This is a genomic window from Pelomonas dachongensis (genome assembly GCF_043555865.1).
In the GTDB taxonomy this organism is placed as follows: Bacteria; Pseudomonadota; Gammaproteobacteria; order Burkholderiales; family Burkholderiaceae_C; genus Pelomonas; species Pelomonas dachongensis.
On record NZ_JBIGHY010000001.1, the window covers coordinates 822522 to 845608 of the forward strand.

Here is a 23087-nt window from a genome sequence, read left to right on the forward strand (position 1 = left end):
GCGCTGACGCTGGGCACGTTGAGCACGGGCAACCTGACGGTCAACGCCACCGCCGCGCTGAATCTGGGGCAAGGCAACGTCGGCGGCACACTCGATGCGAACAGCGGCGGCGCCATCACGCAGACCGGTGCGCTGACGCTGGCCGGCACGACGACGCTCAACGCGGGCACCGCCGCGATCACGCTGACCGATGCCGCCAATCAATGGGGCGGCGATGTCAGACTCACCGGCGGCACGGCGCAACTGCGCGCCAGCGGCCCGGTTGTGCTGGGCGTCAGCCAGCTGGCATCGCTGACCGCCACCAGCACCGGCGCGCTCGAGCAGAGCGGCGCGCTCGTCGTCGCCGGCGCGCTGAGCCTGAACACCGGCAGCGCCGCGCTGACGCTCGACCACACGGGCAATCAGCTCGGCGGCATCGTGAACTTGAGCGGCGGCGCCAGCCAGGTGGTCAACGGCGGCTCGTTGACGCTCGGCACGCTGGCCACCGGCGCGCTGACGGCACAGTCGAGCGGCGCGCTGAACCTGGGCCAGGGCGCGGTCAACGGTAACCTCGTCGCTCACAGCGCCAACGGCGCTATCACGCAGGCCGGGGCGCTCGACGTCACCGGCGCCAGCAGCGTCAACGCCGGCAGCGGTGCCATCACGCTAACGCATGCCGGCAACCGGTGGGGCGGCGCAGTCAGCCTGGCCGGTGCCACGACGCAGATCCACGGCAGCGCGGCACTTGCACTCGGCACTCTGGCCACCGGGGCTCTGACGGCGCAGTCGGGCGGCGCGCTGAACCTGGGCCAGGGCGCCGTCAACGGCCACCTCGTCGCCAGCAGCGGCGGCGCCCTCGCGCAGACCGGCGCGCTGGACGTCAGCGGCAGCACCCAGCTGAACGCCGGCAGCGCGACCATCACGCTGGCGCAGGCGGGCAACCGCTGGGGCGGCGTGGTCGACTTGACCGGTGGCGCCACGCAGCTGCGCGGCAGCGGCGCGCTGACGCTGGGCACGCTGGCCACCGGCTCGCTGAACTTCGCGTCCACGGGCGCATTGAATCTGGGCCAGGGAACCGTCAGCGGCGACCTCATCGGCGACAGCGGCGGTCACGCCATCACGCAGGCCGGCGCGTTGAACGTCAGCGGCAACACGACGCTGAACGCCGGCACAGCCGACATCATGCTGGCGGACACCGGCAACCTGCTGCAGGGCACGCTCGGGCTGACGGCGCACGCGGTGACACTGGTCAACCAGCCGTCGCTGAACTTCGCCAACCTGAGCTTCGACAGTCTGGACGCGACCAGCAGCGGCGGCATCGTGCTGGGCAGCGGCAGCCTGAGCGGCACGCTGACGGCGCGTGCGCTTGGCGGCAACATCACGCAGACCGCAGGTGGCCTCACGGTGGCCGGCGACAGCACGCTGCAGGCCAGCGGCGCCATCACGCTTACCGACGCGGCCAACCAGCTGCAAGGCCTCGTGAACTTGGCCAGCAGCGGGACCGCGGCCATCACCCACGCGGCCGACCTGCGGCTGGGCACGCTGGGTACCGGCGGCCTGGTCGCCAGGGCCGGCGGCGCGTTGGACCTCGGCGCCGGCAGCGTCGCCGGCACCTTGTCGACCACCAGCGGCGGCGTGCTCACGCAGATCGGCGCGCTGACTGTGAGCGGCAGCAGCACCTTCAACGCCGGCAGCGCGGCGGTCACGCTGGACCAGGCGGGCAACACTTTTGCCGGCCCGGTGGCCGTCAGCGCGGGCGACGCGAGGCTGGTGGCCACGGGCGGCCTGGCGCTGGGCGCTTTGGCCGTGCGTGACCTGACGGTTTCATCGAGCGGTGCGCTGCAGCTCGGCAGCGGCAGCATCACGGGCGCGTTGACCGCGAAAAGCGGTGGCGCGTTGACGCAGGCGGCCGGCGGCCTGGCCCTCACCGGTGCGGCCCAGCTCGATGCGGCGGGCCACGCCATCCAGCTGACCGACGCGGCCAACGCCTTCGCGGGTGCCGTCGGCCTGCGCGGCAGCGACGTGCAACTGGCCAACGCGACGGCGCTGCGCCTGTCCAGTGTCGATGTCGATGCACTGCGGCTGACCACCGGCAGCACCGTGGACCTCGGCGCGGGCGTCATCCGCGGCGACCTCGCCGTGCGCACGCAAGGTCCTGCGATCACGCAGACCGGCGCGTTGACGGTGAACGGCGCGTCCAGCTTCGTCGCCGATGGCGGCACCACCCGGCTGACGCTGGTCCAGGCCGGCAACCAACTGGCCGGCGCGGTCACGGTGGCCGGCACGAACGGCGGCGATTTCAGCAGCACGCAAGTCGTTGCCGCTTCGGACCTGACTTTTGGCGGCAACGCGCAGGTGCAGGACCTGAGCAGCGCGGGCCTTCTGACGCTGGCTGGCGGCCAGGGGGGCGCGCTGACTGCGGCGGCGGTCACCGGCATCGGCCAGACCGGCGCGCTGCAGGTCGGCGGCCTGACGACGTTGATCGCCAACGGCGCAGGCATGTCGGTTGACCTGAGCCTGGCAGGCAACGACTTCAACCGCGTGCAGCTGACGCCTGGCGGCGGCAGCTTCGGCAGCGTGCAGATCCGCGACAGCAACGGCCTGCAACTGGGCGGCGATGCGACCCGGCTGCAGATCGGCTCGGCCGGCGCGCTGGACCTGGCCGGCGGCAGCTATGCCGAGTTGCAGGCCGACGCCGCCGCCCTCACGCAGAGCGGCCGGCTCGCCGTCAGTGGCCTCACCAGCCTGGAGACGGGCAGCGGTGCGCTGACGCTGGCGCGCAGCGACAACGCGCTGACCCGCGTGGCCATCGCCAGCGCCGGCAGCGCCAGCATCGCGAATGCCGGCAACCTGACCGTCGAGGCCAGCAACGTGTCGACGCGGCTGACGCTGGCGTCGCCGGGCACCATCGAGCTGCAAGGCCCGCTGGTCGGCAGGGGCGAACTGGTGATGGCCGGCAGCGGACGCCTGAATGTCGCGACGGCCCAGGCCCACGCGGGCGGCACGCACATCCAGGCGGGCCGCCTGGTGCTGCAAGGCCCAGCCGCCACGCTGGGACAGGGCGCCGTGCAACTGGGCGCGGCCGGCGAGCTGGACCTGCGCGACGGCGCGCTGCTGGCCAACGCGCTCGCCAGCCAGGGCGGCAGCGTGTTGAACACCTCGGGCACCGGCACGCTGGCCGGCGCTGTGACGCTGCAGGCCGACACGCGCTTCCTGCCGTCGGCCGGCGCGGGAGGGCTGACGGTCAGCGGCGCCATCGGCGACGGCGGCGTGGGCCGCGGACTGCAACTGGCCGACACCGGCACCCTGACGCTGACCGGCACCAACCGCTACGGCGGCCTGACCGACGTTGCCGCCGGCACGCTGCGCGCCAGCGGCGCCGGGTCGCTGTCGGCCGGCAGTGCCGTGCGACTGGCCGCGGGGGCCGTGCTGGCGCTGGGGGCCGACCAAGCCGCGGGCCTGCTGAGCGGCGCGGGGCGCATCGAACTCGGCAGCTTCACGCTGGGCGTGGGGGGCGACGGGCGCGACAGCCGCTTCGACGGTAGCATCGCCGGCAGCGGCGGCCTGACCAAGCTGGGTGCGGGGCGGCTGACGCTGGCCGGCAGTGGCGCGCACACCGGCGCCACCCGCGTGGCCGCGGGTGAGCTGGTGCTCGCCAGCAGCGGCGCGCTGAATGACACGACGGCCGTCACGGTGGACGGCGGCGCGACACTGACCGTGCAGCAGGCGGCCAGCCTGGGCTCGCTGGCCGGAGCCGGCACGGTGGACGTGCAGGCCGCGGAGCTCAGCGTGGGCGCCAACGGCGGCAGCACTCGCTTCGACGGCCGGCTGACCGGCCCCGGCGGCCTGGCCAAGCTGGGCGGCGGCGAGCTGACGCTGGCGGGCGCCAGCACGTTGGCGGGCGACCTGCAGTTGCAGGCGGGCCGCCTGCAGCTCGCCGCCGGTGCGCTGCTGCCCGCCACCACGGCGGTCGCCGTCGCAAGTGGCGCAACGCTGGAACTGGGCGCCGACCAGTCGCTCGCCGCGCTGACCGGCAGCGGCCAGGTGCTGCTGAACCCGCACACGCTGACGCTGGGCGCGAACGGCAGTGGCCGCGACAGCCGCTTCGACGGCGTCATCGGCGGCACTGGCGGCGTGACCAAGGCCGGCACGGGCACCGTGACGCTGGGCGGCGCCAACCTCTACGCCGGCACCACGCGCGTGGCAGCCGGCACGCTGAACCTGGCCGCCGCGCAGGCGCTGGCCGGCGGCAGCGCGCTGGTCATCGACAGCGCCGGCCGCGTGCAGGCCGGTGCGCACCAGGCCGTGGCCTCGCTCGCCGGCAGCGGCGCGCTGGAGCTGGACGGCGCGCGGCTGGCCGTGGGGGCGGGCGGCTCCGACAGCCGCTTCGACGGCACGGTGGCCGGCAGTGGCGGGCTGACCCAGCAGGGCACCGGCACGCTGACGCTGACCGGCGCCGGCAGCAACAGCGGCGCTACGGTCATCGAAGCCGGCAGCATCCGGCTGGCCGGCGCCGGCAGCCTGGGCTCGGGCGAGATCCAGAACCAGGGCCGCCTGGTGTTTGACCGGGCCGACGCGCTGACGCTGGGCCAAGCCATCACAGGCAGTGGCAGCCTGGTCGTGCAGCAGGGTGCGCTGACGCTGGCCGGCGCCAACGGCTACACCGGTGCGACGCAGGTGCAGGGCGGCAGCCTGATCACCAGCGCGGCCGAGCGCCTGCCCGACGCCAGCGCCGTGCAGGTGGCGGCCGGTGCGCAGCTGCAGCTGGGCGGCAACGAGACCATCGCGTCGCTGCAGGCCGCCGGTGCGGTGCGCCTGGCGGGCGACCTGACGACGCGGGCCGAGCAGGTCTACAGCGGCAGCCTGACGCTGGCCAACCCGGCGGGCATCACGCTGGCCGGCACCACCATCGATGCCAGTCGCAGCACCAACAGCTTCGGCGGCACGCCGCTGGGTCTGAACGGAGGTCAGGCGCTCATCAGCGCGACAGAGACGCTGAAGCTCGGCAACGTCACGCTGAGCGGAGGCGGCCGCATCGAGGCCGAGCGCCTGGCGCTGGACGGTCGCGTGCAGGTCAACGGCGGCAGCCTTGCGCTGGTGGCCAGCGCCACGCCGGACGACGCCAAGGCGGCGCCTGACGCCATCGCCCAGGTGCCGCTGGCCGGCGTCACGCTGGCCACGGCCGAGGCCACCGTGCTGCAGGGCACGGGCGGCGCCATCACGGTGGCCGAGAACGCGCAGCTCGCCGTGCAGGCCAGTGGCGGCGGCTCGGTCGTGCTGGCGCAGGACGCCAACAGCTTCCGCGGCCAACTGACAGTGCTCAGCGGCAGCGCGCCCGGCACGGCCTGGGTGCCCAACGTGAAGGGGAGCCTGGGCGTGCAGTCGCTGGTGCGCGTGGCGGGCCAGCAGGTCATGGTGGGCGGTGCCGGCATCGAGGCCGATATCGTCAGCATCCGTGCCGACCACCTCGCCACCGCGGGCATCGCCAAGCTGGTCGCGCGGCTGCCGTTCGACGAGACACTGCTGGGCAAGTCCCTCTCCACGCCCAGCCTGACGCTGGAGTTGACGCCGGTGGCGCTGGACCAGTCCGGCAGCTTCGGCGTCGTGGGCGGCGCGGCCATCAACGTGGAGGTCGGCTCGGTGCTGACCGGCAGCCGCAGCACCGGCCCCAACGCCGGCTGGGTGACCGTGCTGCCCAAGGGCGGCGCGCAGGGGGCCGACGTCATCGTGCTGGCCGGCCCGGAGACCGGCGCGGGCTATCGCCTCTTTCACGATGGGGCCAGACAGGCAGCCGAGGTCCCGGTGGTCTATAACGGCGTCCTGCCGTTGGCGCCGTCTGCCACGGGCGCGCTCTCTTCCATCAACGGCGACGCCGAGGACGCCCGCCGGGCGCGCTTCCAGGAGACGGTGCGGACGGAGAACGTCACGGTGCGCCTGCGCTCCGGCGTCATCGCCGAGGTCGGCCCCGGCCGGCCGTCCACCCAGGGCAGCGAGGGCGCCGCGCCGCCCGCGCAATGCGACCCCGCCGCCCAACCCGCCTTGAGTTGCAAGTGATGTCCGACGATTCCGAAGTCCCCCTGCCAGACCTGACGCGCCGCCGCCTGGTGTGCGGCTCGCTGCTGGGCGCCACGGCGCTGGCCGGCACGCCGCTGGCGTCTGCGCAATACGGGCGCGAGGCCCGACCTGCACCACCGCCGCCTCCACCACCACCGCCCCCTCCACCACCGCCGGTGCAGCCGGCCGCGCCCACCGCGCCGGCCGCTCTGGCCCCCAGCAGCGAGATCCGCCTGGCGTTGCTGATGGGCAACCGCGACTACCCGCTCCCGTTCGACCTGCCGCCCATCCCCAAGAACCTGCGCGACCTGGAGGACGTGCTGGCGCAGCGAGGGTTCAAGGTGACGTCCGCGCTGGACCTGGAGCTGCCCGCCGCGCGCCGTGCGCTGGATGCCTTCATCGTTGAGGCCGCCGCGAGCCCGGCGGACGCGACCATCCTGTTCTACTTCAGTGGCCACGGCGTGCAGGTGGATGCGTCCAACCTGCTGCTGCCTGCGGGGCTGAACCCGTCGGCCAAGGGCGAGCTGCTGCAGACGGCCAGCGTGCAGCTGCTGTCCGACGTGGTGGGGCGCCTGCCGCAGCGCCGCGACGGCATGATCATCGCGGTCGTGGATGCCTGTCGCACGGGGCTCAAGGCCGGCGAGGTGTCGGGCCTGAACCAGGTCGAGGCGCCGCCCGGCTGTCTGATCAGCTTCTCCACCGGCGCCGGCAAGCCGGCCATTGCGCCGGCCGTGGCCACGCAGAACACCTTCTACACGGGCTCGCTCGTGAAGATGATGCGCACGGTTTCCGACCAGACCACCTTCCCCGAGCTGATGCAGCTGGTGCGCAGCGACGTGCGCGAGACGATGCTGAACCACCCGGTCTCCGCGGTGCGCGAGCTGGCGCAGGACCCTTTCATCGCCGACCACACGCGCGTGCGCCTGACGGTCGAGCCCAAGCGCGTCGGCGTGACGGCGCCGGTCGTGAACGATGTCGACGAGGACGAGTGGCTGAAGAAGCTGGAGCAGCTGGCGTGGCCTGCCGAGGTGGTGCAGGTGTGCGAGAAGTTCCTCGAAGTGCGCCCGCAGAGCCCGTTCGCGCCCGGCGTGCAGGTGTCGCGCGATGGCGCGCGCACTGCCGTCAAGGCGCTCAAACGCAGCGACGTGCGGCTGTACCGCCCGGCCTTCACGCTGACTGACGACATGCCCACCGACCACCGCCAGGACCTGCTGCGCTGCGGCCGTGGCGACAAGGACGCCGCGGCCCGCATGGCCGAGCGCTTCCGCAACTTCGGCAACTCGTCGGCCAATCAGTCGCGCTACGAGGGCTGGATGCAGTTCTCGGTGGCGCTTGGCAACGGCATCGCGAGCTACGAGCTGGCGCGGCACTTCCGCAGCACCGGCCAGCCGCTGCTGGCATCGCAGTTCGAGTCGCGCGCCCGCGACTTGGGCTACACGCCGCCGCCGGATCTGGACAACGTGCGCAAGTAGAGGCGTCGCCGCCGCGTCGACCAGCACTGGAGCGGGAACCATCGGTCCGCTGCGGTCACCCATGTGCAATGCCTACTGCATGGAGATTGAATCGTGGCCAAAGCCCATATCGACCTGAGCGTGACCGAACTCTCCGACAAGGTCATGAAGGAGTTGGAAAGCAAGCTCAACGGCAAGACCCTCAACTTCACGTCGACCAATGCTGAACTGGACCTCGACGGCCAGTTCGTCGATGCCGTGCGCTGGCAGGGCAAGCTGTGGGAGACGGTGGTCGAGGCCTCGGGTGTGAAGTCGCCTGGCAAGCCCAAGAAGATCACCTCCAACCTCGCAGAGCCCGGCACCTACAACGTCGAGTTGGAGCTGTGGGATCGGATGCTGAAGTTCAAGGTCGCCATCGCTATGCCGTCTGGCAGCGACAAGACCTCGCGCCAGATCAAGCGCAACAGCAAGCCGCCGCACGTGAAGGTGCACAACAAGGGTGCCAACCTCTCTGCCTGCCCGGCCGGGTACCTCAACGACCTGAAGGACTTGATGACGCAGATGGGCAAGACCGCCAGCTACGCCTACGTGGGCGGCGGCGGCAGCAGCAAGGGCTGGGATCCGAAGTTCAACAAGCACCAGTGCCACGAGCAGCCCGGCCAAGGCTGGAAGGCCTATATCGACGAGCCCAGCATGGGCAACGGCACCACGTGGCGCCTGTACTTCCAGCTCGAATTTGACGTGCCCACCCAGACGCTGCACGTCAACATGACGAAGGTCCAGCAGGACCACTGAGCGGGGCGCGCGGCCCCACGAGAAAAACCCGCCGTGAGGCGGGTTTTTCATGCACGGCAGCCGGCGTCATCACATGCTGGCGAACTTCATGAAGCCCTTCATGAACTCCACGCTGCCCTTGCCAACGGTGATGAACGTCTCCATCTCCTTGGACGACATCAGCGCCTCCACCTTGCCGGCCAGTGTGCCCAGCTTGGTGGACGTCAGCTTTTCCCCATCGCTCATGACCTTCGCGGCTTCTTCGCAGATGGCGTTATAGCGGCCCAGGTAGTGGCGGGCGTTCTCGCGGGCCCGGAAAAGCTTGGTGATCTCGGCGACACCCGCCTGCTGCTTCTTCTTGATCTCGGCGATCTGTTTGGCGTCGGTCGCTTTCTTCAGCTTGTCGTCGAGTTCGTCGAGCTTGGCAGCGAGCTTGGTCTCGGCCTGGCCGCCCTTCTCGATGTCGATGAGCATCTTGCCGGTCCACATGCTGAGGCTCTTCAGGGCGTCCAGCACGTCCTTCTGCTTGCCCTTGGTGTTGCCAAGCATCAGCTTGATCTTTTCCTTGGGGCCCAACGACTCGCCGCGGCTAGTCTTCTCAGCCTTCTTCTCCTCGTAGGCGAAGGCGTCGCTGAGGATCTGAACCTTGTCGCGCAGGTTCTTGGCGGCCTTCTTGTGATCCGGGTAGGTCTTGTCGTAGACGCCGTAGATCTCCGCAACGGCCTTGGCGATGGTAACGATGCCGCCTGCTGCCAGGCCGAGGCCCGCGATGGTGCCGACACCAGTGGGCGCTGCCACGGCGGCCAGTACCGCGCCGGCGATGGTCAGTGCCGCTGCCGCGACGATGAGGATGGACAGCCCCACGATCTTCAGCACCGCTTTCACCTTGGCCTTGGTGATGGCGGTCTTGAACTTCTTGTCGATGCCAGCGGCAACCTTGGCCCACAGCTCCAGCATGTACTTCTGGCAAACGCCTTCGAAGGTGGAGAGCGCGTTTTTGATCATGACGTTCGCGCCCTTGGCTTCCTCGCTGAGCCACTGCATCAGCTTGTTGGAGGCCAGCGTCTTGTCGCCCTTGGCCGCCTTCAGGAACTCGGGTGCTTTCTTCTTGGAAGTCTCCAGCAACGCCTTCTCCGTCGCCTTCAGGATCTCCTTGTATTCCTTCTCTTTGTCCTTCTTCCACGCGGCCATCTTCACCGTCCAGGCGGCGTTGACGAGCTTGGTCACTTCCTTACCTTCCGGCGTGGCCGTCTCCACGTCGGGGATGTCCAGCGAGTAGTCCAGCTTCAGCGGCGCCGCTTCAAAGAGCTTGCCGCCATAGGCGGAGATGTTGAAGGTGTCGTCGAAGGTCAGTTTCATTGCGGTTCTCGTGAGGTGGTGAAGCGGCCCGCCGCAGCGCGGCCGTCAGGCGATCGCTGCTTGGTGGCAAATGCAGGTGAGCAGTTCCACGCCGTGGCGGTGAATGCCCGCGCGGGCGGACGGGTCAGCCCAGCGAGGCCAGCAGCGCGGCCAGTTCGGGGTCCATGTCGCCGTCGGACGCGTCGGTGCTGCTGTCGTCGTCGGACGCCGCCGAGTCGCTGCTGCTGGTGCTGTCGTCGTCGCTGCCGCCCAGGCTGGCCAGCAGCGCGTCCAGATCGTCGTCGCCGCCGCCGCTGCTGCTGTCGCCGCTGCTGTCGTCCGATGAACCCAGGTCCAGGTCGTCGTCGCCGGACGCGGCCGCCACCGACGTGTCGTCGTCGCCGCGCTTGCTGCCGCCGCCGCGCGCCGGGCGCTCGCCATCCTCCGCGAGCTTGGAGCGCACGCTCATCTCGATGCCGCCGCGCGCACCGGCCTTGGACGCTGCGCCCGCCGCGGCGATGCCGCCCAGGCCGGACAGCCGCACCGTGGGCTCCCCCTTGTGTGCCACCAGCGCTGCGATGCCGTACGCCCCCAGCGCCGACACGGCGGTGGTGGACATGAAGCGCTCCGTGCTGGGCAGCGCCGTACTGTCGCCATCGGCGTCGACGAAGTGGTGGAAGGGCAGGTCGTTCACCGTCGGAGTGCCGCCCTGGCCGGCCAGCGCCGTCAGCGCCAGCAGCGCGGGGTGGCCCCACAGCATGCCGCCCAGGCCGTCGGTCGCCGTGAATTCCTCGAACGCGAACGACGAGATCGGGTCGCTCTTCTTGCCGTACGGGTGGCGCAGCAGGAAGCGCGGTCCCATCAGGCTCAGCCGCTTGGCTTCGGGCAGAGTTTTCAGCATGTCGAAGGCCTCGGCCACCAGCGCGTGCGGCGGCTTCTTCGGGTTGGCGAGGTCGTCCACCGCCACCGCCGTGAAGAAGGTGGCGCCCGCCGCGTTGGCGATCTTGGCCATGCGACCCAGCAACTCGGTGTGCGGCGGCGAGGCCTCGAACTGGTAGAGGCCGGCAATGTAGGTGTAGCCGCCATCCTTGGCCTGGCCGGGTTGCTCCACCAGCAGCCGGTACAGGCCGGTTTCACTGAGGTCGTCGCCGGCGCTCAGGTCAGCCGCGAACTCCTCGGCGCTGACGTCGATGAGATGCACCTGCAGCATCGGCCCGGTCTCCAGCCGGCGCAGCAGGAAGTCCACGCCGCGCCACAGCGACTCGGCGGCCTGGAAGTCGGCCTGGTGCAGCACGGCGCGCATGCCGTCCGCGATGGCTGCATCCAGCGTGCTCAGCAGCGCGGCCTTCTCGGGCTTGGCGGCGGGCACGATGAAGGGGCCCACCACGTCGCGCAGCAGCGCGTCGATGCCGCCGTTGTCGTCGGCCGGCGCACTGGCGCGGCCGGTCAGGCGCGCAAAGTCGTCCAGCTTGGCACCGGCGGCCGGCGCGGCGCCACGCGCCCGCGCGCCACGGCCGGCGCGCGAGGCCTTCTTCTTCACGCCGGCAAGCTTGGCGACCTCCGCCGCAGCCTTGTCGAACGTGGCCGTGTTGTTGAGCCGCTTGCGCAGGTCCAGCAGCTTCTTGAACAGGTCCAGCTCGCGGTACAGCGTGTCGGGGTGAAAGGACTCCAGGTCCATGAGCGGCACCTCGACGCCGCCGCGCTTTGTGCCGATAGGCAGCGTCAACGTGATGTCCTGCTGACCCAGCCAGTCTTCGAGGTTGTCGAACTCCACGGACTTGGGCTTGCGGCGCGCGAGGTCGCTGCCGGTGTCCAGCCGGCCGGACGACGCGCCGGCGCCGAAGTCGCCCAGCAGCGCGATGCGCACCGGGCGCTTGGCGGCCCAGGCAGGCGGCGTGGCGCTCAGCTCGCCGTAGTTGGGGGTCCAGTCACTCTTGGGCATGGGCAATCCTCAATGGGGGCGGAAGAGGGCAGCAAAAGCCGCGCCTCGGGGCAGGGCGGGGTGCACGCTGGGGTCGGCGCCGGCATGCAGCCACAGGCTGCAGCCTTGCAGGCCGTCCCACGCGGCTTGTGCGAGCAGGTCGCTCAGCGCGGCGGGCACCGCGGCGTCGGTGGCGGCGGGCGCCGGTGGGTGCGGGTGGGCGAGCGCGGCGTCGAGCGCCTCGGCGGTCCAGTCGTCGTGCAGCGCGGCGACGGCGATTTCCTCCAACTGGCTGGTCCACCGCCACAGCGCCGCGATGTCCGCGCCCGTGGGGCGCGGCAGCGGCGGGCTGACGACCACCAGCGGGAAGTAGCGGCCGACGCGGTCCACCGACGGGATCATCACACCCACGCGTAGTCCCTCGCCGGAGCCGTCGGGAAGCGATCCGGGCAGCAGTGCGAAGCGCCACGCGGGGCTGGCGAGGTAGTCGGCCAGCCAGGTCTCGGGCGCGGCCTCGCGCAGCTGGTGCAGGCCCTCGGCCAGCCAGGCGTCCCACTGCGCCACCCACGCCGGCGTCAACCGCCGCGACGCGAAGTCACCGAGCGCCGGCAACTTGCCGTACCAGCCTGGCACGTCCGTCACAGCGCCCCCGGGCAGCGGAACTGCTGCAGCTCGCGCAGCCGGAACGGGTTGAACACGCTGCTGGCCGTCACTTCCAGGCGGGCGCGGTGGCCGTCCAGGTTCATGACGACGATGAAGCGCTCCGGCTGCTGCGGCGAGCCCTGCACTTCGAAGCGGTCGAACAGCCGGAACAGCGCCCACGGGCCGTCGAAAGTGATGGGCGTGCCGCCGGGCTGGCCCGTCAGCTTGATCTGCGAACTCAGGCGCTGGCCTGGCCACTGCAGGCTGACCGGCGAGTTGTTGCCCGGCGTGAACTTGCTCACCTGGCCGTCGATGTCCAGCGTCAGCTCCTTCAGGCCGTCGCCCAGCTCCAGCGCGCGCACGTCGACTCGGAAAGCCGGCGCGCGGCCGCCGCCGCGGAAGAACACCTCGCGCACGCGTGCAGCGCGCTGGAAGTCGGCCAGCGCGGCCGGCGACACCGGCCGGGTGCCGTCGCCCGTGGGCCGGAAGCTCCACGGGTTGGTGCCCACGTCCACCAGGGGGCTGAGCTTGCGCGTGAAGAAGTCGTCCATCATGCCGCCGGGCGCGAAGAACTGGCCGAAGTCTTCCGGCAGCACGTCGACCTTGGAGCCCTGCGCGACCGGATAGCGGCCCGCGATGGCGCGCGCGCAGAACTCGCTGACGGGCTGCAGCTCGCCGGTCAGGCTCTGGCGCTCGACCAGGCGGCTCTGGTTGTCCGATGCCTCGGCCAGCGCCTCCAGCGCGCTGCGCAGCGGCTCGGGCTGCTGTCCCGCGGCGGCCTTCAGCTTGCCGCCGCCGCCACCCGCGGGCGGCGGGGACTTGCTTTTCAAGGCCTCCTGCACGGCGTTCAGCTGCACATAGACCTCGTTGAACATCTTCATCACGTCGTCCAGCGGCGGTGGCGTGCCTGTGACCAGGCGTCGCAGCGCGGCGAAGTGGTCGTCGACGATCTTCTCCAGCGGCCCGTCGGCGCGGATGGCAGTGGGCGCGCGCACCTGGTTGCCGGCCAGCTTGGCCAGCTCGCCGCCCTTGTTGAAGATGGCGTCGTCCGTGCGCTTGTTCAGCTCCTTGTCGATGGTGTTGCCGGTGGTGGCCGGCTCGATCAGCGTGGTCTCGCGCGAGGCCGCGCGCAGGAACGCGGCCAACGGCGAGTCCACCGCCGACAGCAGCCGCGACACGGCGATGCCGCGGTCCAGGCCGTTCAGCTTCACCAGGCGAACGTCGGCGAGGTAGGTGTCCCAGACCTTGACGTACTCCTCCAGGTAGAGCCGGCGCACGCGCTCCACCAGCATGCGGTCCTCCGCCTGCCGCTTGGCCGTGGCGGGGTTGGTGCCCAGCACCCAGGCTTCTTCCTCAGCCAGCTGCTTGGCGGTCTTGTCGACCGAAGTCTGGAAGGCCTTTTTATAGCCGTCACGCGTGAACATGCCCGGGATGCCCTGGGTCAGCGGCTGGCCGCTGGCGCGCTCGAACACGTTGGGGCTCTGCGGGCCACCAGCGGCGGCCACGGTGAAGGCGGGCAGGTCGCCGTCGATCTGCGCGCGGCGCAGGCGGCTGAAGATGCGGTACTCCAGCGGGTAGGCGCCCAGCATCTCGCGCACGCTGGCCACCAGGGCCTTGTCCATCGGCTGCGACACCTCAAAGCTGCCGCGCGACAGCAGCGCGTCCAGGTGGTTCTTCAGCAGTGCGACCTTCTCGGTGCCGAGGCTGCCTTCGAGGTTGGCGTCCCAGTCCAGCCCGACCCAGGCCTGCAGGCCGGGAGCGTCCAGGTGCTCAGGCGTGTAGAGCATCAGGTAGGCCTTTAGGGACTCGTAGGCGAACTCCAGGTTGTCGCGGTTGGCAGTGCGCAGCCGCTCCTCCAGCCGCGCCGCCACGCGCGGTGCCAGCGCCCGCTGCAGCACGCGCTGGTAGGACACCTGCGCGCCCGCGTCCAGCTTGTCGCCCTGGAACAGGCCGAAGCCCAGCCGCAGCGGCGGGTCGTTCAGCGCGAAGCCGGGCGGCTGGGCCGCGTCACGCAACGCGGCCAGCGCCTCGGGCAGCGCCGACGGGTCGCTTCCTGTGGTGGGCGGCAGCGCGGCGACGGTGTCGCGTAGCGCCGGCAGCTTGGCCTCTATATCGGCTATGTAGGCCTTGTTGCCCACATAGCTGAAGCCCCAGCCGACCAGCAGCGTCAGCGTGACGACCGCCAGCGACACCAGGCCCGCCAAGCGCAGCCGCGCGCTGCGCCGCTCCACCTGCGCGTTCTGGCCCACCAGGCCCTGCTCGGCGAACACGACCTTGCGCAGCAGGTGGTTCAGGAAATAGCTGCGGCCCTTGGCGGCGGCCGGCGGCGTGAGGCGCCGCTCAACGCCGAAGGTGCGCGCCAGCGCGCCCAGCACGCGGTCGATGGGCGTGCCTTCCTGCGTGCCGCTGGTGAAGTAGACGCCGCGCAAGCGCGGCGCTTCGTCCAGCGCGCCGCCGCCGCCGAACACCGTTTCCAGGTAGCTGCCCAGGAGCCCTCGCAGCCCGCCAAACTGCTGTGGGAACGCGAAGATGACGGCGCGCTTGAGCGTGTCGCTCTCGGCCTCCATGCGCTCGATGAGGCGCTCGCGCAGCCGCTTCTCCAGCGACGCGAACTCGCTGCCGACGTTGGCCATGATCTCCTCGCCGGGCTGCGTCGCCAGCGGGAAGGTGAAGCCGAACACCTGGTCGCGTTCCTCCTTGCCCATGAGGCCGAAGGTCTCATTGAAGCCGGCCAGTAGATCGCACTTGGTGACCATCACGTAGACCGGCACCTTGACGCCCAGTCGCTGCTGCAGCTCCTGCATGCGCCCGCGCATGCGCGAGGCCTGCTCCTTGCGCTGGTCGGGCGGCAGGGCCAGCAGGTCCTGCACGCTGACGGTCAGCAGCACGCCGTTGATGGGGCGGCGCGGGCGCGCCTTGCGCAGCAGCCCGAGGAAGGTGTCCCAGGCGGCGGCGTCGGTGTCCTTGTCAGAGTCCTGCGTGGCGTAGCGGCCCGCGGTGTCGATGAGCACGGCCTCGTCGCTGAACCACCATTCGCAGTTGCGCGTGCCGCCCACACCGCGCACGCTGGCCTGGCCCATCTTGTCGGCCAGCGGGAAGTTCAGCCCCGCATTCAGCAGCGCCGTCGTCTTGCCCGAACCCGGCGCGCCGACGAACACATACCAGGGCAACTCATACAGCGACGTGCCGCCGCCCAGCAGACCCTTCTTGCTGCCCGGCGCGTTCTTCAGCAGCCCGATGGCCTGGCTGAAGCGCTCCTGCAGCTGGGCTTCTTCCTTGGCCGCGGCCGACGGGCCGCCGCCCATGCCCTTGACTAGGGCGGCGTTGATGCGGCGGCGGCGCATCAACGACCAGACAAGCCGCAGCCCGCCCAGCAGCCAGACGACGGCCAGCGCGATCCAGCGCGCCAGCGCAGTGTCCAGCGGGCGGCGCTCGCCGAACGCGATCAGCGGGCCGACCCACCAGACAAGGGCGGAGACGACCAGCAGGCCGAACACGCCGAGCGTGATCGGGTGGAACAGGAGGGACAGGAGTTTCTTCATGATCAGCGGTCCTGCACCATCAGCGTGACTTCGACACGGCGGTTCTTCGAGCGGCCGGCGGGCGTGGCGTTGTCGGCCACTGCCTCGGCATCGGCCCGGCCTTCGGCGCGTATGCGGGTGGTTTCCACGCGCTCCGACAGCAGGTTGCGGAAGGCCTCCGCACGGGCCTGCGACAGGTGCCAGTTGGACGGGAAGCGCAGCGAGCGGATGGGCTGGTTGTCGGTGTGGCCGGTGACCAGCACCGAGCCCTTCATGCGCTGCAGCGCCTCGGCGATGCGCAGCACCAGCGGACGCAGCTCGCTGCTGACCTCGGCGCTTCCGGGGTTGAACAGTCCGTCGCCCTTGATGATGACGATGGACTTGTCGGCCAGGTCGTTGACCGAGATCAGCCCGGCCTTGATGTCGGCGTCCAGCAGCCCGGCCAGGCGCGGCGCGGCCGGCGGCGGGGCTGGCGCGGCCACGGCCGCGGTCTTCACGTCGAAGCCGCGCAGCGCGGTAAAGACCTCGTCCGACGCACCGTTGATGCCGAAGCGCAGGCCCATGTAGACGACCAGCAGCACCAGCGCCGTCGCGCAGGCGATGGCCCACAGCGGCAGCTTGTGGCGCAGGCCCTTCTCTGCCGGCTCGGCGCCCTGCCAGCGCGGCGACAGCGCCGGATCGGGCGCCTGGCCCTGCCGCAGCATCTGCGCGAGGCGGCTGCGCACGCCGTCCAGCTGCGCGCGGCCGTTGTCGATAACGCGGTAGCGGCCCTCGAAGCCGAATGCCAGGCACACGTACAGCAGCTCCAGCAGGTTGCGGTTGGCCGGCACGTTCTCGGCCAGCTTGGCCATCAGCGCGAAGACCTTCTCGCCCCCCCAGGACTCGTTGTGGAACTGCACCAGCAGGCTCTGCGAGGCCCACGCGCCGGAGCCGCCCCAGGGCGTGCTGGCCGCGGCCTCGTCGAGCAGCGTGCACAGGATGTAGCGTGCGGCGATGACCTGCTCGTTGGCCAGACCCTGGCTGCGCGCGTGGGCCTCGAAAGTCTGGATGCCCTCGGCCAGCGCCTGCTTCAGCCCGGGCGGATTCGGGTGCTGCGGGCTGTGGCGGATGCGCGGCGCGGCCGACAGCAGTGGCATGGCCGCCGCCACCAGCGGGTTCAGGCTGGCGGTGGTCAGCGCTTCGAGCGCCATCGGCGCCTCACGCCCGGCGGGGCCGGCGGGTAGGCCTTGCGGGGCGGTGCTGCCGGCCGGCGCCGCGGGGCGTGCCGGCGGTTGTCCGCCCGTCATGGGTCGACCGGCACTGGGCTTGATGACCGTGCGGTCCTGCCCGAAGGCGGCAAAGGGATCGTCGTTGTTGGGATCGCTCATGAGGCGGACCAATCAGAAAAGTGTCGTCAGGCCCGAATGGCCCAGAACTCGAGTTCGAGGCCGGGGAACTCGCCAGCGATGTGCATGGCCAGGCCGCCCGAGCTTTCGAGCTGTTTCCACATCTCGTTGCCGCGCGTCTCCAGCTCGAAGTAGTTGTGGCCGGCGTGGTACGGGATCTGCCGCGGCGCCACCGGCAGCGGGCGCAGCGTGACGCCGGGCAGCTGCAGGTTGACCAGGTCGCGGATGCGCTCGACCGGGCCGATCTTGACCTGCGTCGGGAAGCGCGCCCGCAGCGCGTCACCCGGCAGCTGCGCCGACACGGCCAGCACGAAGGTGGCGCTGCGCTGCAGGTTGACGTCCGGGATCAGCGCCACGCGCACGCCATAGGCGCGGTCCTGCAGCTCGATGGGAATGGCCGTCTGCTCCATGACCATGGACAGCGACTGGCGCAGGTCGTCGATGACGGGCCTGAACGTGGCGGCCAGGTCGTCGTGCCGGTAGTCCGCATACGCGCTGGGGCGGCGGCTGTCGCGGAAGGTGGCGAGGTCGCCGGCCAGCGCCAGACAGTGGCTGTACAGCCGCTCGGGGTGCAGCACGGACACCGTGCGCAGGTGGTTGAACGTGGACTGGTTGCGGTTGACGGCCTCCAGCAGCAGGAAGTCGGCGATCTCGCCGACGCCGCCGCGGCCCGGGGCGGACAGCCGCGCAGCCAGCGCCTCGCCGCGCTGGTTCAGCAGGCCGCACAGCTCGCGCACATAGCCGTCCAGCACCGGGTGGGCGGGCGCGTGCAGCAGCGGCGGCACATAGGTCGGGTCCAGCACGACGCGGTTGTCGGCGCGGCGCTCGACGACGCGCGCCACGCCCAGCGTCGCGTAGCCGTCGCCGGCATCGCGCGCCAGCATCAGGCGCAGGTTCAGCCGGCCGACCTGCAGGGCGGCGTCGCGGTCCAGCTGGGAGTTGCTGTCGCCCACGCTGACCTCGGCAGCCGAGAAGCGCGCGCCCATCGCGCCGGCGGCACCCTCGGCATCGGTCTCGACGACGCCGGGGCGCTGCAGCGTGACGGCCAGCACGACGATCTCGTTGCGGGCGTCGCCCGGGATGTCTAGCGCCGCCGGCGTGGCGTCGCTGCCGGGGGCGGAGAAGGCGGTGCTGTCCGGCAGCAGGCCCTGGGCGGCGGCCAGTCCCACCTTGCCCAGCGTCAGCGACGACTCATCCAGCGTCAGCGCAGAGAAGCCCCAGGCATAGGGCAGCGCCTGCGCCAGCCGCTGGCGCCATTGGTGCTCCCAGTGGCGGTCATGCTGCTGGAAGTGCTGCGGCTGGAGGAACATGCCCTCGGTCCAGATCACTCGGTCACGCCAGGTCATGTGTAGGTTCGCCTCAAGGGAGCAGAAAACGGGACGGCGCAGCCACGCTGTCGAGGCCGCGATCAGGCCATGAGTGACTGACGGGCGGGCTTGGTTCCCCAAGTCGGCTGCATCCGGCGGGAACCATTTGCACCCTGGCGCCACTCACCCAGCGTTTACCCCTGCCGACACGAGTACCGCCATGAAGCAGCTCCGTTCCGTCCTTGCCCTGTCTTTGTGGGGTCTCGCGCTCAGCGCGCTGGCACAGACGCCCGATCCGGCCGCTGCCGCCGCCTCTGCTGCGCCCGCCGCCGTCGACCTGGGCAAGAGTGTGCCCACCGCCGATGCCATCGCCGAAGGCCTGTTCCCCGACGACAAGTGCAAGGAACTGGAAGCCAACGGCTTCAAGTGCATGGGCTTCAAGCCGGCCATCAAGTACTCGCTGCCGGCCACGTCGTTCCGGGTCGGCTCGGCCGAGCTGCCCCAACTGCTGAAGCGCCAGCTGGACGTGTTCGCCGACGTGCTCAAGACCAAGAAGAACACCGACCGCAAGGTGCGCATCATTGGCCACGCGGATGCCTCCGGCACGCCGGCCGCCAACCAGGCGCTGTCCACCAAGCGCGCCGAGTCGGTGCGCGACTACCTCGTCAGCAAGGGCGCCGACGCCGGCATGCTGGTCGTCGAAGGCGTGGGCTCCAACGACCCCAAGAACCCGGCCAAGCCGAATGCGGACGAGAACCGCCGCGTCGAAATCGGCCGCAACTAAGCTGAGACTCACCCAAAGCAAAGCCGCCCCCGGGCGGCTTTTTGCTGTGCCGCGCGGACGGTGCGCTACGGCACCATCTCCGTCATCTGCCCCGGCATCGCAAAGCTGACCACGCCGGCATAGGCGCACATCAGCTTGGAGGTGTTGTTCAGCACCGGCAGGTTGGCCAGCATCACCGTCGGCGCGCCGGGCGTCCACGGGGCCGGGAACACTGGCACGCAAGGCATGGGCGTCAGCACGCCCAGGGCGGCGGCGGTGGCTGCGGCCACCGTCGGGTTGCTCGGGCTGCTGCACATGCCGAACGGCGGGATGTTCACCATGGGGATGTTGTCCATGATGTTGGCCGCCGCCATGTTGCTGGTCATCATCTTGTTCTTGGGCAGCACATTGAGCGTGCTGGGCGCGACGCCGAAGGTGCAGTTCATCATCGCGCCGGTGCAGCAGTGTTGGGGCATGACGGAGACTCCTTCAGTCGGCGCCCAGCCACAGGGCCAGCGCGGTGTAGTTGTCGTGCCGCGGCGCGTCGACAGCCGCCAGGCGCACGCGCTCGCCGAGGTCGTTCAGCCAGGCCTGCGGGTCGGGGGCGGTGGCCAGCGCGGTAGCGATCTCGCCGTCGGGCACCCATTCCCACAGGCCGTCGGTGCACAGCATCAGCGCCTCGCGGCCGGCCAGCGGCCAGGGTGTCTGTGACACGCTGATCTGCAGGTCGCTGCCCTGCGTGCCGAGCGCCGAGTAAAGCTCACTGCGCTTGGGATGGTTGCGCGCGCCGGCTTCGTCCAGCAGGCCTGCGTCCATCAGCGACTGCACCAGGCTGTGGTCGCGTGTGCGCTGCTGCATCTTGCCGTCGCGGAAGGCGTAGAAGCGCGAGTCGCCGCAGTGGCCCCACAGCGCGTGGCGCTCCTGCAGGTCGATGGACAGCACCACGACGGTCGAGTGCATGTTGCGCAGCTGCGGATTGGCCGCGCGCTGGGCCAGCAGCTCGCGGTTGGTGTCCAGCAGCAAAGCCTCCAGCAGCTGCGGGTGGTGGGCCGGCCGGGCCGCATAGCCTTGCAGCACGTGGCTGACCGCCAGCTTGGACGCAACGTCTCCGCCGCCATGGCCGCCGGCGCCATCGGCCAGCACGCAGCACAGATAGCGCTCGGAGTGCCAGTGGCCGCAGGCGTCCTCGTTGTAGTCGCGGCCACCGCGTTCCGACATCAATGCCAGCTCGATATGCACAGCGTCCTTTCGTTTTTTCGTAGTCTCAATGCGTCTCTGTGTGGAGCGCATCGAGTTGCGCCTCGTAAGCGCGTAGGAATTCGCGCCCGAAGACCTGATGGAAGTCGTCCGACAGCTCGCCAGCGATCTGCTGGTACTCCTGCTGGAACACCGACCACAGCTGCGCCTTGCGCGCCGCCGGCAGCAGGCTGGACAGCACGGACTTCTGCGTCAGCCGCGCCTCCAGCGAGGCCGGGTCGAAGCGCGTCAGCAGGCCCTCCAGCGCGGCCCGCATGCCGGCCAGGAAGGCCAGCTGGTGGGCGCGCAGGTCGTCGAAGGCGTCGCGCATCGCGCGCTGCGGCTCGATGAAGCCGCGCACGTGGGGGCCCAGCAGGTGACCCAGCGCGACCTCGGCGGTGGGAGAGAACTTCAGCGGGTTGTTCTCCTTGGCGACGATCATGGTCGCCTCGGCACGCACCTCACGCTTCAGCGCCGCGCGTGCGACCAGCAGGTCCACCGTGCCGCGCGCGGACTCGTGGATCAGCTGGCCAAGCAGGCGCATGAACTCCGGCGTCAGCCCGCCCGCCGGCAGGTTGGGCAGGCCCAGGCCTTCGCGGAAGGCCGCCAGCAGCGCGGCCTGGTCGGCCGGCACGGTGGCCGACGTGGCCGGTGCCGTCGCCGGTGCGGGCAGGGCCACGGGCGGCGGCGCGCTCGGCGACAGGGGCGGCATCGGCGAGACGGTGATCTCCGACTGCGCTGCGGGCGCCGCCACTGGCACCGGTGCGGCCGGTGGCGCCTCCGGCTTACGGCCGGCGCGGATGATGGTGCGGCCCTCGCCGGCGCCATCGGGGTTCCACGACACGACCGCGCCCGAAAGCGTCTCCGACGGGTCCAGCTTGTTCAGCGCCGCCATGGGGTTGGCGGGCGGTGGCACGACCGGCGGTTGCGCCACCGGGAGACTGGGCGGCAGGAAGGGCCGGTTCAGCTCGGACGTTGTATCGGGGAGTGCCTGGCCGGCACCGGCCGGCAACATGCCCAGCGCCTTCAGCGGGTCGCTGTGGCTGGCCATGTTGGGCTGGGCGATGGCCTCGCCCAGCAGCGACTGCGCCAGCGGGTTGCTGCTGGTCGGCGTGGGCGCGCCCAGACCGAACAGCGCGTCCAGCGAATCGCCGCCCGCGCCCAGTCCGCCGGGTGAGCCGGGCAGGTCGGGGATCAGCGGCGCAGGTGCGCCGGCGCCGAAGTCCAGGCCGAGCGCGCGCGCTCCGACCGAACCGGCAGCGGCCGGGGCATTGCGAGGCGCGGGCGGTGCGGCGAACGGGTCCCAGTCCGCCGGGATGCCGCCGCCGAAGGATGCCGCTGGCGCGGCCGGTGGCGGCGGTGCAAACGCCGGTGCAAACGCCGGTGCGGCGGGGTGGGGCTGGGGTTGCGGCGGGGGCGGCGCGCTGCCCAGCAGGCCCAGCGGGTCGATGGGCGGGCCGCGGCGCACGCCGGGCTGCGTGGCCGGGTGGGCCGGCGCCAGGCCGAAGAAGTCGGCGAACGGGTCGCTGGCGCCGGAGGCGGCGGACGCGACCTCGACGTTCAGCACATAGCCGCCGATCTGCAGGTGGTCGCCGGGCTTGATGCTGGCCTCGACGCCCTTGCCCAGCGGCTGGCCGTTGACGCTGATCGGGTTGCTGCCCTGGTCCACGATCGCAAAGCCGGTGCTGGCGCGGAACAGCACGCGGGCATGCACGCGCGACACGGTGCGCTCGGGGTCGGGAAGCACCAGCTGGTTGGTGTCGGCGCGCCCGATGTCGCCGCCCAGCTCGTCGAACTGCGCGGACAGGGGCTGGCTCAGGGGCTGGCCGTTGTAGGTGGTGACGTGGAGGCGGATCATGGCTGCGAGTGTCGATGCGGATGGTCAGCGCAAAACGTAGACCTTGCCTTCGATCAAGGTCAGCCGCAAGGGCCAGGCTATGTTGGGCTGCGTGTCATCGTTCAGCGTGGACAGCGCGGGTGCGCCGAGCGGGTTCAGGCACTCCAGCAGCCGCCCGCCGGCCACGCTGCGCAGCAGCAGCGTCTCTGCGGTGGGCGGCTGCAGCGTGGCGAGTGTGCCGCCCTGCCACAGCCGCTGCACCTGATCGCGCAGCGCGGCGGTGCCATGGCCGACGGGGCGCTGGTAGGCGTGGTCCAGCTCTTCCAGCTTGAGCCGGCAGACGGCAAGCAGCGTGTCCGGGTTGCCGCGCGACAGGTCGAACGCGATGCGCTGCAGCGCGGCCAGCACGGTGTGGCGGTCCTGCGGGCCGGGGTTCAGCGCCGGCGCGTCCATCCAGCGCCAGCGCGGGAAACCGACCGGCAGCTCTAGGTCCTGATGCTGCAGCGTGGGCGCGTCGAAGCTGTCGCCTTCCTCGACTGCCCAGTTCACATCCGCCAGCACGCGCACGGCCTCGTCGGCCAGGCTCTTGCCGTTGCGCAGCAGCACGAGGCGCGCGCGCGCCTGCGCCGGCCGCGACGCCATGCGCGGCTGCCGCGGCGCATCGGGCGCGGCCATGGCTTGTGCGAGCGGCGGCGGCGCGACGACCAAGCTGATGCGGTTGCTCCCGTTCTGCAGGTACTCGTGCACGGTGACCGACTGGCTGCCGGCGCCGGGCGGCAGCGCCAGCACCGGCACGCCGTTGACCAGCACCTCGACCGGCTCGCCGCTGGTCTGCACGTGGAGGCACATGAGGCGGTCCATCAGCGCCGCCCGGCCGCC

General features: G+C 71.1%; 14 protein-coding genes. 4 read left to right on the forward strand and 10 right to left on the reverse strand.

Annotation, left to right across the window (positions count from 1 at the left end; all coding sequences use genetic code 11):
- Positions 1–18 precede the first annotated feature (18 nt).
- From ACG02S_RS03980 to ACG02S_RS03990, 3 genes are all read left to right on the forward strand, one after another.
- A complete protein-coding gene (locus ACG02S_RS03980; protein ID WP_394469130.1) occupies positions 19–6033 on the forward strand; it encodes a beta strand repeat-containing protein in 6015 nt (2004 codons plus the stop codon).
- Positions 6033–7505, forward strand: coding sequence for a caspase family protein (locus ACG02S_RS03985; protein WP_394469131.1), 1473 nt, complete (start codon positions 6033–6035; stop codon positions 7503–7505). Before ACG02S_RS03980 ends, ACG02S_RS03985 begins: the two co-directional genes overlap by 1 nt.
- Before the next feature lie 93 nt (positions 7506–7598).
- Positions 7599–8279, forward strand: a complete 681-nt coding sequence (locus ACG02S_RS03990) for a hypothetical protein (protein ID WP_394469132.1) — start codon at positions 7599–7601, stop codon at positions 8277–8279.
- Between the two features lie 69 nt (positions 8280–8348).
- Here the strand turns inward: ACG02S_RS03990 and ACG02S_RS03995 are convergent, their stop codons facing one another.
- The 6 genes from ACG02S_RS03995 to tssK form a co-directional block, all read right to left on the reverse strand.
- Positions 8349–9617 (reverse strand): hypothetical protein, encoded by a 1269-nt coding sequence (locus tag ACG02S_RS03995; protein WP_394469133.1) that lies wholly within the window; start codon positions 9615–9617, stop codon positions 8349–8351.
- Positions 9618–9741: 124 nt separating this feature from the next.
- Positions 9742–11538: a type VI secretion system contractile sheath domain-containing protein gene (locus tag ACG02S_RS04000; protein WP_394469134.1), complete on the reverse strand. Its 1797-nt coding sequence runs from the start codon at positions 11536–11538 to the stop codon at positions 9742–9744.
- A gap of 9 nt (positions 11539–11547) precedes the next feature.
- On the reverse strand, positions 11548–12159 hold the full coding sequence (gene tagF, locus ACG02S_RS04005) for a type VI secretion system-associated protein TagF (RefSeq protein WP_394469135.1): 612 nt from the start codon (positions 12157–12159) through the stop codon (positions 11548–11550).
- On the reverse strand, positions 12156–15701 hold the full coding sequence (tssM, locus tag ACG02S_RS04010) for a type VI secretion system membrane subunit TssM (protein ID WP_394469136.1): 3546 nt from the start codon (positions 15699–15701) through the stop codon (positions 12156–12158). The genes tagF and tssM overlap by 4 nt, the downstream gene beginning before the upstream one ends.
- A gap of 2 nt (positions 15702–15703) precedes the next feature.
- Entirely contained in the window at positions 15704–17047 is a 1344-nt protein-coding gene (locus tag ACG02S_RS04015) for a DotU family type VI secretion system protein (protein WP_394469137.1), read from the reverse strand.
- A 26-nt stretch (positions 17048–17073) separates the two neighbouring features.
- Positions 17074–18411 (reverse strand): type VI secretion system baseplate subunit TssK, encoded by a 1338-nt coding sequence (gene tssK / locus ACG02S_RS04020; protein ID WP_394469138.1) that lies wholly within the window; start codon positions 18409–18411, stop codon positions 17074–17076.
- Between the two features lie 181 nt (positions 18412–18592).
- Between tssK and ACG02S_RS04025 the strand changes: the two genes are divergently transcribed.
- Positions 18593–19156 carry an OmpA family protein gene (locus tag ACG02S_RS04025; protein ID WP_394469139.1) on the forward strand — a complete coding sequence of 188 codons (564 nt, stop codon included), beginning with the start codon at positions 18593–18595 and terminating at the stop codon, positions 19154–19156.
- 65 nt (positions 19157–19221) lie between these two features.
- Here ACG02S_RS04025 and ACG02S_RS04030 read toward each other — a convergent pair whose 3' ends face one another.
- The 4 genes from ACG02S_RS04030 to ACG02S_RS04045 are packed head-to-tail and all read right to left on the reverse strand — an operon-like array spanning position 19222 to position 23057.
- Positions 19222–19611, reverse strand: a complete 390-nt coding sequence (locus ACG02S_RS04030) for a DUF4280 domain-containing protein (RefSeq protein ID WP_394469140.1) — start codon at positions 19609–19611, stop codon at positions 19222–19224.
- A 13-nt stretch (positions 19612–19624) separates the two neighbouring features.
- Positions 19625–20374: a PP2C family protein-serine/threonine phosphatase gene (locus tag ACG02S_RS04035; protein ID WP_394469141.1), complete on the reverse strand. Its 750-nt coding sequence runs from the start codon at positions 20372–20374 to the stop codon at positions 19625–19627.
- 25 nt (positions 20375–20399) lie between these two features.
- Positions 20400–22229 (reverse strand): type VI secretion system-associated FHA domain protein TagH, encoded by a 1830-nt coding sequence (tagH, locus tag ACG02S_RS04040; protein WP_394469142.1) that lies wholly within the window; start codon positions 22227–22229, stop codon positions 20400–20402.
- 24 nt (positions 22230–22253) lie between these two features.
- Complete coding sequence (locus ACG02S_RS04045) at positions 22254–23057, reverse strand: hypothetical protein (RefSeq protein ID WP_394469143.1); 804 nt, start codon at positions 23055–23057, stop codon at positions 22254–22256.
- Positions 23058–23087 lie beyond the last annotated feature (30 nt).